12 protein-coding genes are annotated in these 10,833 nt (G+C 67.2%); 11 read left to right on the forward strand and 1 reads right to left on the reverse strand.

Annotated features, from left to right (window positions below; genetic code table 11):
• The 4 genes from ACLIBK_RS24955 to ACLIBK_RS24970 all read left to right on the forward strand — a co-directional run.
• Positions 1-1,052 (forward strand): AAA family ATPase (locus ACLIBK_RS24955; RefSeq protein ID WP_415390012.1); only part of this gene is annotated, 1,052 nt, incomplete at its 5' end.
• 157 nt (positions 1,053-1,209) lie between these two features.
• On the forward strand, positions 1,210-1,596 hold the full coding sequence (locus tag ACLIBK_RS24960; protein ID WP_415390013.1) for an HNH endonuclease: 387 nt from the start codon (positions 1,210-1,212) through the stop codon (positions 1,594-1,596).
• Between the two features lie 97 nt (positions 1,597-1,693).
• Entirely contained in the window at positions 1,694-3,184 is a 1,491-nt protein-coding gene (locus ACLIBK_RS24965) for a terminase large subunit (RefSeq protein ID WP_415390014.1), read from the forward strand.
• 268 nt (positions 3,185-3,452) lie between these two features.
• A complete protein-coding gene (locus ACLIBK_RS24970; RefSeq protein ID WP_415390015.1) occupies positions 3,453-3,800 on the forward strand; it encodes a hypothetical protein in 348 nt (115 codons plus the stop codon).
• Between the two features lie 33 nt (positions 3,801-3,833).
• On the opposite strand, the gene ACLIBK_RS24975 is transcribed toward ACLIBK_RS24970, so the two are convergent.
• Positions 3,834-4,388, reverse strand: coding sequence for a hypothetical protein (locus ACLIBK_RS24975; protein WP_415390016.1), 555 nt, complete (start codon positions 4,386-4,388; stop codon positions 3,834-3,836).
• 524 nt (positions 4,389-4,912) lie between these two features.
• Between ACLIBK_RS24975 and ACLIBK_RS24980 the strand changes: the two genes are divergently transcribed.
• The 7 genes from ACLIBK_RS24980 to ACLIBK_RS25010 form a co-directional block, all read left to right on the forward strand.
• On the forward strand, positions 4,913-5,383 hold the full coding sequence (locus tag ACLIBK_RS24980; protein ID WP_415390017.1) for a hypothetical protein: 471 nt from the start codon (positions 4,913-4,915) through the stop codon (positions 5,381-5,383).
• Positions 5,383-5,832 (forward strand): hypothetical protein, encoded by a 450-nt coding sequence (locus tag ACLIBK_RS24985; protein ID WP_415390018.1) that lies wholly within the window; start codon positions 5,383-5,385, stop codon positions 5,830-5,832. Before ACLIBK_RS24980 ends, ACLIBK_RS24985 begins: the two co-directional genes overlap by 1 nt.
• A gap of 62 nt (positions 5,833-5,894) precedes the next feature.
• Positions 5,895-7,235, forward strand: a complete 1,341-nt coding sequence (locus ACLIBK_RS24990) for a phage major capsid protein (RefSeq protein ID WP_415390019.1) — start codon at positions 5,895-5,897, stop codon at positions 7,233-7,235.
• Positions 7,232-7,765, forward strand: a complete 534-nt coding sequence (locus tag ACLIBK_RS24995) for an HK97 family phage prohead protease (protein WP_415390020.1) — start codon at positions 7,232-7,234, stop codon at positions 7,763-7,765. The genes ACLIBK_RS24990 and ACLIBK_RS24995 overlap by 4 nt, the downstream gene beginning before the upstream one ends.
• Complete coding sequence (locus tag ACLIBK_RS25000; RefSeq protein WP_415390021.1) at positions 7,765-8,922, forward strand: phage portal protein; 1,158 nt, start codon at positions 7,765-7,767, stop codon at positions 8,920-8,922. The genes ACLIBK_RS24995 and ACLIBK_RS25000 overlap by 1 nt, the downstream gene beginning before the upstream one ends.
• A 276-nt stretch (positions 8,923-9,198) precedes the next feature.
• Positions 9,199-9,450, forward strand: coding sequence for a hypothetical protein (locus tag ACLIBK_RS25005; protein WP_415390022.1), 252 nt, complete (start codon positions 9,199-9,201; stop codon positions 9,448-9,450).
• Positions 9,447-10,833: PriCT-2 domain-containing protein (locus ACLIBK_RS25010; RefSeq protein WP_415390023.1), on the forward strand; the 1,387-nt coding region annotated here is incomplete at its 3' end. The genes ACLIBK_RS25005 and ACLIBK_RS25010, both read left to right, overlap by 4 nt.

Here is a 10,833-nt window from a genome sequence, read left to right on the forward strand (position 1 = left end):
CGACCCGCATGTTTATCGGCGGGCCGACCGGGCTAGGGAAAACTCACCTGGGCTTCGCCTTGGCGGCGGGCATGGCCTCTGGCCGGGGCTTCCTGCACTGGAAGGCGGCCCGCCGCTGCCGGGTCCTCTACATCGACGGCGAGATGTCGCGCGACCTGGTGCAAGAGCGCCTGCGGGACCTCGCGCGCCGCATGACGGGTGCCGACCTCTCCGGCCTGTTCGTGCTTTGCGCGGAGGATTGCGAGGACCTGGCTAAGCGCTTCCCCCAACTGGGCTTCCTGGAGCCGTTAAACACAGATGGCGGGCAGGCTTTCATCCTCAAGCTGATCGAGATGCTAGGCGGGGTGGATGCGGTGTTCTTCGACAACCGCATGTCCCTCTTGTGCGGCGACATGAAAGAGGAAGAGCCCTGGACGAAGACGATGCCGCTGGTGAAGGAACTCACCCGCAAGCGTATCGCGCAAATCTGGCTGGACCACACCGGCCACAACACGGGGCAGCTCTACGGCACCAAGACGAAGGAATGGCAGTTCGACGCCGTGGGGCTGCTGACCAAGCTGGAGCGGACCGCCGCTGATATCGCCTTCACGCTGGAGTGGACGAAGGCCCGCCGGCGGAAGCCATCCAACCGGGCGGACTTCGAAACCGTCACCCTGACGATGACTGACGACGCCTGGGCAGCCGAAGGGGCGGACCCCAGCGCGTCAGGGGCAGCCCGGCGCGTCACCCTGACGCCAGCCGAACACGGATGGCACGGGGACATTGTTGCCCGGTTCGCCATGTCCGAGGGGCCTGACGGACCCCAGCGAATGTCTGTGCCAGGCTCCAGTCCAGACGCCCCCGGCGCGTCAGTACTGACGCTGACGCACGACCAACTTAGGGCTTGGTTGCTGAAGAAAGGCCGCATTGAAACCGATACTGACGGGAAGCTGACGCCGGCTTCCCGGCAAAAGCGGTACAAGATGTTCAACGAATTGAAAGATAAGGGAAAGCTTTGCCAGCACGGCAACCTGTATTGGCTGCCAAACAGCGTCAGTACTGACACCAACTGACGCGATAGCTGACACGGCACCCCTCCGTCCGCGTCACGTCACGTCAGTCCCCCCCTATAAGGGGGACTGACGCTGACGCGGCGGCGCCCGAACTACCTGACTCACTAACGGACCCGTCCTCCTGGACGCCTCGCCGGGCATAGAGCTGGAGGACCGCATGAGTCGGGACCCCTTCTATTCGTCCCCGCACTGGCGGCGGCTGCGGCTGGTGGTGCTCAACGCGCACCCGCTCTGCACTACGGCCGGCTGCGGCCGGGGCAGCGTGGTGGCCGATCACATCGTCCCGCGCAGCCAGGGTGGGGCGGACGACCTGGCCAACCTGACCGGCCGGTGCTGGCACTGCCACCAGGCGCGGCGGGGCACGGCGGAGCCCCGGCTGCGGGGCTGCGATGCCAGGGGCACCCCGCGGGACCAGGGGCACTGGTGGAACACCTCCCCGGCCGCCCCGGCAAGCAACAATCGCCCACAGCTGGCCGGCCAGACCGCCCCTCACCCATCGAAAAATGTTAGTTTGGCATCGAAAGGGCCGCGCCATGGGCACTAGGGGGCCTGGTGCCCGTCCGGTGCGCCGCCGGGCCACCACCCCTGCCCCAACGCCTCCTAGGCCGTCCCTGGAGGCCCTGAGCCGGGCTGAGCGGGTGATGGCCTTCCTGGAGCGCCTGACCATCACCAGCGGCGCCCACGCGGGCCGCCCGCTGGTGCTCCGGCCGTGGCAGCGGGAGGCACTGGCAGCCATCTACGCGACCGATTCGACCGGGCGGCGGCCGGTGCGAACGGCGCTACTGTCCCTAGGCCGCAAGGCCGGGAAATCCACCCTGACGGCTGGCCTGGCGCTCTGTCACCTGGTTGGCCCGGAAGCCGTGCCACGCGGGCAGATCATCGCGGCCGCGGCCGACCGGAACCAAGGCGGCATCATCTACAACGAAGCCAAGGCTTTTGCCCTGGCGGACCCGGAAATGGCCGGGCGGCTGGTATTCCGGGAATGGAATAAAACCATTGAGGACACCGAGACCGGCTCTGTGTTCTCAACGGCATCTTCCGACCATCGGAAGGCGCACGGCACCAGCCCCGTAACCTTTATTGCCGACGAAGTGGCACAGTGGCGAAACCGGGAGCTGCTGGACGCCCTCCGCAGCGGCCAGGGTGCCCACGCGGAGCCGCTGGGCATTATCATTTCCACCCGCAGCCCGGACCCGGATAACCCGCTAGAAGAATTAATCCGATACGGCGCACAAGTCCGGGAGGGCATTCTGGAGGATTCCAGCTTTGCCTCTTTCGTGTGGAGTGCGCCCCTCGACGCGGACCCATGGGACCCCGCAACCTGGCTGCTGGCTAATCCGGACGCAGACGCGGTGCGCCTGGCAGATATCGAGGTGCAGGCCCGCCAAGCGCAGCGGCTTCCGAGCCAGGAAGCGCCGTTCCGGGCTTATGTCCTAAACCAGCCGGTGACGGCCGATGATCGGTTTATCGGGCCGGCGGATTGGGATGCTTGTGCCGGCACAGCTGCACCCGAAGGGCCATGTTTCGGCGGGCTGGACCTTTCCGCCGGCCCGGCGGACCTCACCGCCTTCTCCCTGTATTGGCCGGCATCGGGCACTCTGAAAGTCTGGGCCTTCCTGCCAACCGCCAGTTTCGAGCCCAAAGGAAAAGATGACGCCGCGCCTTATCGGCAATGGCAGGCGGCCGGGCACGTGGTGGAGATGCCTGGGCGGGCCATTGATCGCGCCTGGCTGGGCCAATGGATCGCGCGCCAGATGGACGGGCTGGAGCTGGTGAGCATCGCGGCGGACCGCTGGATGCTCAACGACCTCACCCAGCAGTGGGAGCGCGAGGGCATCCGACTCCCGCTCAAGCCAATCGGCATGGGCTTCAAGGACCAGGCCCCCGCCCTGTCCGGCTTTGAGGCAGCAGTGCTAGACGCGAAGCTGCGCCACGGCGGCAACCCGCTGCTGCGCTGGGCGGTGGCGAATATCGCCATTGCCACGGACCCCGCGGGCAACCGCAAGGCAGAGAAGGCCCGTTCCCGCGGCCGGATTGACCCGGCCATCGCGGCCATCCTGGCGGTTGCTGAGGCTGCCCGGCAGCCAGTCGCGCCAACCTACCTGTTCACGGGAATGATGTTGGCGGACTAGGCTGCCTAGAGGTTGTCCGGGGGCGGCTGTCACCGGGCAGCCCTAGGGCAAATTATGGGGAGCTGGGATGGCGGACGAGTCTAGCCCTGGGGCTGCCCGGTGGCTGTCCTATGACGAGATCGCGGACATTCGGGGCATAGATCGAGCCTCCGCGATCCGTATGACGCGGCGGAAGCGGTGGCCTAGGCAGGATGGGAACGATGGAACAGTGCGGGTCGCTGTCCCGGAAGCATTCTTCCGAACCAGACAGTTGCCCGGGGGCAGTCCGGTGATGGTTGTCACCAGGCAGACCGAAATTGTCCCGGGGCTGCCCGATGACGAAAATCGGACAATCAAGGCTTTAGAAGGCGAGGCTGCGGCGCTTCGCCTGGCTCTGGACCGGGCGGAAGCCGCCGCAGCCGTGGTGCCTGAGCTGCGAGTACGGCTGGAGCAGGCGGAGCGCGAACGCGAGGCCGCTAGGGTCCAGGCGGCCTCGGCAGAGGGTGAGGCAAAGGTGTTGCGGGAGCAGGCCCAGGCGGAGCGCGAGCGGGCTGAGCGGGCGGACGTGGAGCTGCGGGAATGGATGGCCGGCGGACCCCTTACGCGGGCGCTGCGGGCTTTGCTGCATCGCCGCTAACGGTTCCCATGGCACGTCTTGAGGTGAAATAAGTTATCCCTTCGTGTTCACCCATGGCGGGCCATCACCGCTCAAATAGTTTTCGAGATGGTCGAATGTGTTGGAAAAAAGAGCGCAACCACGGCTGAAGAGTAGTTCCCGGAATTGTTCCTCGACAGCATTCACAGTTCCCGCAATTTGCATTGCTGTAGGATGAGCAAATTTTGATAGTAACTTGAATTGAAGAGCAAATTCAGCCTCTAGCCCGCACTCTTTTGCGGCTGCGCTTACGGCCTTGTAGGGACCATCTAAGTTAAAGCCGAATAGTGACGCTCGTTGAGTCAAAATACTTTCGGCATCATCGAATGGGGCTGCCCAGCCTTCGGGCTGGCCCGTCTCTTTTCCCCACTTTATCATAGCTTTCAGAATATCTCTTGCATCCCGGCCAGCGTCCACGTCAATGCGGCGTGCACTTTCCTCGTCGCTGCAAAAATAGATCGCCCACACTCTTAACTCTAAGAGATTTCGCGCTCGCCATGCGATGAGTGACAAATCGTCTATACTCGGCTCATAGAAGGCTTTTTTTAGCATTAGATATTCGCTGAACATACGGAAAACCAATTTACAGAATAGAGGAAAGTGCCGGTGGCTGCCTGCCTCGGAGGTTCCGGCGTAGTGCTCTATTTTCTTATTGAGGGCAGCCCACCTGCCGGATGTTGCAATCGAGACCGCGTAGTCAACTGCAGCGATTAAATCTGAGTGCATTAGGGGCGAGAGCCTAAAGTTGAGGTTCTGTACCGCATGTGGGTTCCAGGAGTGCGCTACTGCCCAGCTTAGGCTGCGTTCCCGTTTTGCTGCTACGGCCCCCACGGCCGCGTTTTGACATAACATTGCTTATCGGGGGGCTCCCGCAGTCCTCCCATAGTCCCCGGCAAGTCCCCATGCCCGGCTGGCCCCGCCCGGCAGTCACACCTCCCGCGAGGACTTGCCAGGCACCCCGCCGCCGGCCGCCCTGGCGGGGGCGAATACTTCGGGGCTCCGCTGCCGCTGCACCGCCGTTCCCCTCACTAATCCCGCTTGAGCTTTCCTCGGACAGCGGCTACAAATCTCGGGCGAGACAAGTGAGGCACACCATGCCGACCGTACCCCTGCCGCCCGGCCCCTTTCCCTCAAGCGACGTGGTGCGGGCGCTGCACATGAAGCAGTCCACCATCGGCACCTGGGCGGAACGCGGGATGTTCGATGCCTTCGATCATACCGGCGGTGTGAGGGGGCGCATGCGTATGCTGACCCTGCGAGATGCCCTGGCCTGCGCGCTGCTTTGGCAGAAGCATATGGGCGGGGTGGACGCTCCGGAGTTCGACGCACCGGCCGCGCACCGTTTTGCGGATATGTGGCTGCGGACACGGGACAGCAGCAAGCCGGTGCGGGAGGTGGTGCTGCGCTACTACGGCGTGCCTGACCGCGCGGACTCTAAGGTATCCATCCTCATCAACGAGGACCTTCTCCCTAACGCACCTGAGCCCGGCGCGCGGCTGACGATGCACTTCGACCTCGACGCGATTTTTGAGCCTCTGATTGCCGCTCTCGCGGAGGCAACCTGATGCCTTCCGAAATCCAGCCCATCCCAGCCGATAGCCTGGTGAGCCTGGGCGAGGTTTGCGTGGCGCTGAACCTCGACGCGGAGACGCTGGAGGGGCTGGCCATGGGGCCGTTTAGCCCGGCCGAGCCCGGCTGGCTAACGGTGCGCAGTGTCGTGGGGATTTACCTGGTGGGGCTCCTGACGAATGCCGAGCTGATGAGCCTCGGCCACGTTGTGACCATCGCGGCCGAGGCTGCGAAGGGGGCCACGGACGGCGGCGCGCGCTCCCTGCTGGTGGCGTGGAAGGGCCGCAAGCCAGTGGTGCAATGGGTCTCGCCTGCCGACCTGGCGGCGACGACTGACCCTATCCGTATCCCGATCCTCACGCTGCCCGTGGATCAAATGCTGGAGGACTTGGGCTGCGACCTTTCGGCGCTGCGCAGGACTCATGCGCTGGCCAAGGTTCACTGAGATGCGCGCGTTTTCTGCGGTTCCCGCCCTAGGCGGTTATTTCCCCATGACGGAGAATCCGCATGACCCGCCTGCAACTTCTCGAACGGCGCGCAGCCATTGGCCGCGAGCGCGCTGACCTCAAGGATAGCTTTGCTACCCTGGCCGTGGCCGAGGCCCCGGACGATGCCAAGCTGACCGAGCTGCGCACGCGCGACGCGCAGCTGGCCAACCAGTACGCCAATGTGGAGCAGGCATTGGCCATGGCCGAAGCGGCCGAGGAAGCGGAGCGGCGCCAGGCCGGAACCGTGATCGCCGGCACTGGCGCAGGCCTCCCGGCGCGCGAAGTCCGCGTGTTCTCCGGTGCTCCGAGTGCTGCCCCGGCCGCCTTCGACGGTGCCACGCTGCTGACCCAGCACGGCGACCGCGTGCCCGTGCTGGAGGCCCGGCACCGCCTGGCGGACTTCGTGCCGGCCAGTGAAAACCGCGCCTCTGAGCTAGGCGTGGGCGGCTTCCTGCGCGCGCTCTATCTCGGCCCGCAAACCGAGCTGGAGCGCCGCGTGCTGGCCGAAGGCAGCATTGGCACGGGCGGTGCGCTGGTGCCCACGCCGCTGGCGGCGGAGGTGATCGACCTGGCCCGCTCCAGCAGCGTGGCCTTCCGGGCTGGCGCGCGCACCATCCCCATGACCTCGCAGACGCTGCGCTTTGCCCGCGTGGTGGAGGACCCCGAGGGCGCTTGGCGCAACGAGAATGCGCCCATCGTGGAGGACCAGCCGGCTTTTGATGCGGTGACGATGACCGCGAAATCCTGGGCGCTGATCGTGCGGTGCTCGCGCGAGCTGCTGGAGGACGGGCAGAACACAGACGCCCAGCTCCGCAACGTGTTCGCGGCGGCCGCTGGCCTGGCGCTGGATCGCGCCGTGCTCACCGGCAGCGGCACCGGGCCGGAGCCGCGGGGCGTGGTCAACACCCCCGGCATTCAGACCGTGAGCATGGGCACCAATGGCTCCGCCCTCTTTGGGTACGGCCCGGTGCTGGACGCTGTGCTGGCACTGGAAACGGCCAATAGCGGCACCGTTACGGCCGTGGTGGCGCACCCCCGCACTGCGCGCGCCATCTACGGGCTGGTGGACACCGCCGGCCAGCCGCTCCAGCTGCCGCCGCGGCTGGCCAGTGTGCCGCTGCTCACCACCACCAGCCTGAGCGTCACCGAGACGCAGGGCACCAGCAACGCAGCTTCCTCCATGGTGCTGGGCGACTGGAGCACGGTGTTCGTGGGCATGCGGACGGCCCTTACGATTAGCGTGCTCAACGAGCGCTTTGCGGACACGGGGCAAGTGGGCTTCGTGCTGTGGATGCGCGCGGACGTGGCGCTGGCCCGGCCGGCTGCCATGGCCCGCATTACTGGCGTGGTGAAGCCGTGACCGCGGCGGCGCGATTCCCCGATGGCCTGGAGTGTCGCGCCGCTGCCGAGCTGCGCGCCTCCGGCCGCCGGCTGGAGGGCTATGCAGCCGTTTTCGGGGTAGCTGCCGCCGTTGGCAGCTTCACCGAGACCATCCGGGCGGGGGCCTTCCGGGCTTCCCTGGCAGGGCGGGGCGATATCCTGGCCCTGGTGGACCACGACCCCGGCCGGCTGCTGGCCCGCACCAGCTCCGGCACCCTGCGCCTGGCGGAGGACACGCGGGGGCTGGAGTTCGCGCTGGACCTGCCGGAGACCCAGCTGGGCCGGGACGTGCTGGCCCTCGCGGAGCGCCGCGACCTGGGCGGCATGAGCTTCGGCTTCCGGGTGAAGGATGAAGCCTGGCCCGCGCGTGACCGGCGCGAGCTGCGGGCCGTGGAGCTGGTGGAAATCAGCGTGGTTCACAGCTTCCCGGCCTATTCGGCCACCACCATCACCGCCCGCAGCCTGGCGCATGCCAACCGCTCGCGGAGCCTCGCGTGGGGGCTGCTGTAATGGGTGTTCTGTCCCGCCTCCGCGGCCTGCTGGTGCCCGAGGTGCGCGCGCTCACGCCGGCCGACTTCCCGGCCGCCTGGGGCGAGGGCGGCGCACGTGCTGCCTATGGCACGACGCTGGCGGAGAACTTCTCCGCCGTGGGCGCTGCGGTGGATGCCATTGCCGGCACCATCGCGGCACAGCCGATCTTGCTGCACCGCCTGGTGAACGGCGGCCGCGTGGAAGCGCCGGAGCACCCCGTGGCGCGCCTCTTTCGGCGGCCTAACCCGCACATGACCGGCCCGGACCTGGTGCAAACCCTGCTGGCCTCCGTGCTGCTGACGGGCAACGGGCTGCTGCGCATCGAGCACGACGGCGCCGGGCGGCCCGCTGCCCTGTGGCCCGTGCCCTGGCACGCGGTGCAGATGGTCCGGTTGGCCAGCGGTGCCGTGGTCTATGACGTGTCCGAATACGACTCGCTGTCCGGCAGCTACGGCGGCAAGCCGCGGCGCTTCCGCGAGTACGAGATTTTCCACCTCCGCGACCGAACCGGGCCGGACGGGCTGGTGGGCATCTCGCGTATTTCCCGTGCTGGAGCGGTGATCCAGAACGCCCTCGCGGTGCAGGATTTTTCGCTCAACGGCTGGCGGAACGGGGCGACGCCTTCGGGGGTGATTAGCTTCCCGCAAAGCCTGTCGTTTGAGCAGGCGCAGCAGGTGCGCGACCGGCTGCGGAAGGAAGTCACCGGCACCCGAAACTCACGCGCGGTGCTGATCCTGGAGAACGGCGCGACCTGGGCGCCCATGGCCATTTCACCCGAGGACGCGGAGCTGCTGGGCTCCCGGCGGTTCTCCGTGGAGGAAGTGGCACGGCTGTTTGGCGTGCCGAGCGCCGTCATCAACGAGAACAGCCATTCCACTTTCAGCAATTCGGAGACCCTGATTCGCTACTTCGCGCAGGGCACGCTTTCGCACTGGTGCCGCAAGGTGGAGGCCGAGGCCGCGCGCTCCCTGCTAGGCACCGGAGCTGCTGACGCGACGCTGACGGTGGACCTGTCCGGCCTGCTGCGGGGCGACCCGCAAACCCGCTGGGCGAGCTGGAAAACCGCCATTGAGGCCGGAGTGCTGGACCCGGCGGAGGTGCGTCTGGAGGAAGGCTGGAGCGCCCGACCCGCTTAGGCGGGGCTATGCGGGGAGGCACGGTGATGCCTACCCTGAACGACGAAGCCCGCCCCATGCTTGGCGGCAGGGCGGGCTTCAAAACGCTGAACTAAGTACCCCGGGGCACGGGGTATCCGTTGCGACCGCAGCGGACGTGCGAAGAATCGCATGCGTTTTGCGGTTATGCAATGGGCGTCCGCGCCTGGGGTGCTTCCGTGAGGAAGGCCCATGACGAAAAGCGTTCCGTTTCCTGGCGCTATTGCCCGCGTTCACATCGGCAAGAGCCTGCCTGGCATGCCCGGATATGGCTACCTGGTGGCGCTGGCCCGCCCGCCGCTCCAGCCCGACCCGGCAGCCATCACCAGCACACCCGCCGGTCTATCAGCTGTCGTGACGCATGACCGTGGCACCACCTGGCCCGACGCGCGCGGCCTGGCGCTGGCAGCGGCGACGCTGGAACAGGGTGGCGGGGCGGTGTTCGCCTTTGCGCAGCTGGCGGACGCCTTAGCCTGCCATAAGCGCCTCACCGCGGAGGCAGGCCGGTGAACGCCATCCTGCCGCCGGGCTTGGCTGTGACCGGGACGGAGCTGCGCCCCTCGGCCGATGAGCTGGCAGCTTTCGTGGGCGCGCTGTTCCGCTACGCGGACGAAGGAACATTCATTAGCCTGCGGGCCTTTGACCAGCGGGACCGCGCGCGGCCTCCCGTCCATGTGGAAGGCGTCCCCGTGCGCGGCGACCTAGCGCGCCTGGTGGAGCGGGCCACGGCCGTGGCCGGCAAGGCCGCGAACACGCCGGAGCCGGCGGTCTTTGCGCCTCCGGTGGCCACATTCAGCACCGCCCGCAGCGCGAAAACGGCCGACTTGGCTAATGGTGTGGCGCTGTCCGTGGAGGTGGACGCGGGCGACCCGCAACGCGCGCTGGCCACGCTGGAAAGCCTGCTGGGGCCTGTTACCTACGGGCTTACCTCCGGTGGCACTTGGCCAGACCCGAATACGGGCGAGCTGCACGACAAGGCCCATTTTCATTGGCGGCTAACCGAACCGACGCGCACGCCGGAGGATCACGACCGGCTGCGGGAGGCCCGTTGGCTGGCGGCCGTGCTGGTGGGGGCGGACCGCTCCGCTGCGCCGCTCGCGCACCCGCTGCGCTGGCCCGGCAGCTGGAACCGCAAGAGCTGGCCGCGCATGGCCGTTGGTACGGTTTCGAACACCTCGGCCGAGATTGAGCTAACAGACGCGCTGGAGCGGCTGCGGGAGGCCGTGGAAGCCGCCGGCCTGGGGAAGCTGGGCGACGGCGCGCCGAAGGCGTCCGGCCAGGCGCAAGCGCCCCTGGAGGACGTGGCGGACGCGCTCCGGCACATCCCGAACGCGGAACTCCCGTGGGAAGAATGGAACCGGCTGGGCATGGCCGTTTTCCGTGCCACGGGCGGCGCACCGGAGGGGCTGGACGCCTGGCTTGCCTGGAGCGCCCAAGCGACCAAGCACGACCCGGAAGCGTGCGTTGATCGCTGGACGCATTACACCGGCTCACCGCCTAACAAGCTGGGCGCGGGGACGGTGTTCTTTCTCGCCCAGGCGCATGGCTGGCAGGGCCGCGGACGGCCGAGCAAACAGCGGCATGCTGCGTCAGGGCCTGCGTCACCTGACACGCCAGGTGACGCGTTGGGTGACGCGGTCGAACGGGTGAAAGCTGGGGCACCGGAGGCCGCGCCGCGGCTTCGCCTAGACGAGCTGCTGGGCACTCCGGCATGGCTAGAGCGTGACATTGAGGTGCCGGAGCCTTTGCTGGGCGAGCTGGTCACGAACACGACCCGCATGTTTATCGGCGGGCCGACCGGGCTAGGGAAAACTCACCTGGGCTTCGCCTTGGCGGCGGGCATGGCCTCTGGCCGGGGCTTCCTGCACTGGAAGGCGGCCCGCCGCTGCCGGG

This window comes from Roseomonas sp. BN140053 (genome assembly GCF_047690175.1).
Lineage (GTDB): Bacteria > Pseudomonadota > Alphaproteobacteria > Acetobacterales > Acetobacteraceae > Roseomonas.

Bases quoted from the DNA above. Each gene is read 5' to 3' on its own strand.
- ACLIBK_RS24960 (WP_415390013.1), top strand. From the start codon at position 1,210: ATGAGTCGGGACCCCTTCTATTCGTCCCCGCACTGGCGGCGGCTGCGG.
- ACLIBK_RS24965 (WP_415390014.1), top strand. From the start codon at position 1,694: ATGGCCTTCCTGGAGCGCCTGACCATCACCAGCGGCGCCCACGCGGGC.
- ACLIBK_RS24975 (WP_415390016.1), bottom strand. From the start codon at position 4,388: ATGTTCAGCGAATATCTAATGCTAAAAAAAGCCTTCTATGAGCCGAGT.
- ACLIBK_RS24980 (WP_415390017.1), top strand. From the start codon at position 4,913: ATGCCGACCGTACCCCTGCCGCCCGGCCCCTTTCCCTCAAGCGACGTG.
- ACLIBK_RS24985 (WP_415390018.1), top strand. From the start codon at position 5,383: ATGCCTTCCGAAATCCAGCCCATCCCAGCCGATAGCCTGGTGAGCCTG.
- ACLIBK_RS24990 (WP_415390019.1), top strand. From the start codon at position 5,895: ATGACCCGCCTGCAACTTCTCGAACGGCGCGCAGCCATTGGCCGCGAG.
- ACLIBK_RS25000 (WP_415390021.1), top strand. From the start codon at position 7,765: ATGGGTGTTCTGTCCCGCCTCCGCGGCCTGCTGGTGCCCGAGGTGCGC.
- ACLIBK_RS25005 (WP_415390022.1), top strand. From the start codon at position 9,199: ATGCCCGGATATGGCTACCTGGTGGCGCTGGCCCGCCCGCCGCTCCAG.